The organism is Psychroflexus montanilacus (genome assembly GCF_020164535.1).
Taxonomy (GTDB): domain Bacteria; phylum Bacteroidota; class Bacteroidia; order Flavobacteriales; family Flavobacteriaceae; genus Psychroflexus; species Psychroflexus montanilacus.
The window spans coordinates 1,783-3,448 of sequence record NZ_JAIQZC010000006.1 but is presented as its reverse complement, the minus strand read 5'-3'; the positions used below and the strand labels follow the sequence as shown (position 1 = coordinate 3,448).

Sequence of the window (1,666 nt, the reverse complement as noted above, 5' to 3'; positions counted from 1 at the left end):
ACATCGTTGGGGGCGACCCTTCTCCCGAAGTTACGGGCCCATTTTGCCTAGTTCCTTAGCCATGAATCTCTCGAGCACCTTAGATTTCTCATCCCAACTACCTGTGTCGGTTTACGGTACGGGTTGCTTTAATTGATTTTCTTGGAAGAACGTCTTCTAGATTATCACCGCCACCGTAGCTTTGGTGTACTATCTCCCGATTACTCGGGATTCAACGTACTATTCCGTCAGTACGCACTAGAGTTCCTTCTCCGTCTCGTTTAATTTAAAGCAAGTAGCAGAATATTAACTGCTTGTCCATCGACTACCCCTTTCGGGTTCGCCTTAGGCCCCGACTAACCCTCAGCTGATTAGCATAGCTGAGGAATCCTTGGTCTTTCGGTGTGCGGGTTTCTCGCCCGCATTATCGTTACTTATGCCTACATTTTCTTTTCTAACCGCTCCAGCATACCTGACAGTACACCTTCTGCGCTGATTAGAATGCTCCCCTACCTCTCACAGATCTAAATCTATGAAAGCATAGCTTCGGTAATATGCTTATGCCCGATTATTATCCATGCCGGACCGCTCGACTAGTGAGCTGTTACGCACTCTTTAAATGAATGGCTGCTTCCAAGCCAACATCCTAGCTGTCTAAGCAGTCTGACCGCGTTTGTTCAACTTAGCATATATTTGGGGACCTTAGCTGATGCTCTGGGTTCTTTCCCTCTCGGACATGGACCTTAGCACCCATGCCCTCACTGATTAAAACCATTTTATAGCATTCGGAGTTTGTCAGGAATTGGTAGGCGGTGAAGCCCCCGCATCCAATCAGTAGCTCTACCTCTATAAAACTATTTAATCGCTGCACCTAAATGCATTTCGGGGAGTACGAGCTATTTCCGAGTTTGATTGGCCTTTCACCCCTACCCTCAGGTCATCCCAAGACTTTTCAACGTCAACGGGTTCGGTCCTCCACTATGTGTTACCACAGCTTCAACCTGCCCAAGGGTAGATCACACGGTTTCGCGTCTACCACAGCTAACTTAGGCGCCCTATTCAGACTCGCTTTCGCTACGGATCCATAACTGAATTATTTATCCTTGCTAACGGTGGTAACTCGTAGGCTCATTATGCAAAAGGCACGCCGTCATCCCGATAAATCAGGACTCCGACCGCTTGTAAGCGTATGGTTTCAGGGTCTATTTCACTCCTTTATTCAAGGTTCTTTTCACCTTTCCCTCACGGTACTGGTTCACTATCGGTCTCTCAGTAGTATTTAGCCTTACCGGATGGTCCCGGCTGATTCATGCAAGGTTTCTCGTGCCCCGCACTACTCAGGATACTACTACAAATTATTAATCTTACCCCTACAGGCCTGTCACCTTCTATGGGTATCCTTTCCAAAATATTCGGGTTCAATCAATAATCTGATGTCGTAGTCCTACTACCCCAGTACTGCCGTAACAGTAATGGTTTGGGCTGTTTCACGTTCGCTCGCCGCTACTAGCAAAATCACTATTGTTTTCTCTTCCTCCGGCTAATTAGATGTTTCAGTTCACCGGGTTCGCTTCCGACTAAGTCGGATACTATACCTTCAGTATAGTGGGTTGCCCCATTCGGAAATCTGCGGATCAATTCATATGTGCTAATCCCCGCAGCTTATCGCAGCTTGTCACGTCCTTCA

At 47.2% G+C, this 1,666-nt stretch carries 1 rRNA gene (cut by a window edge); it reads right to left on the bottom strand.

What is annotated here, in order from left to right:
- Window positions 1-1,666: ribosomal RNA gene (locus LB454_RS13940) — 23S ribosomal RNA — on the bottom strand; it reaches 1,100 nt to the left of the window's first position.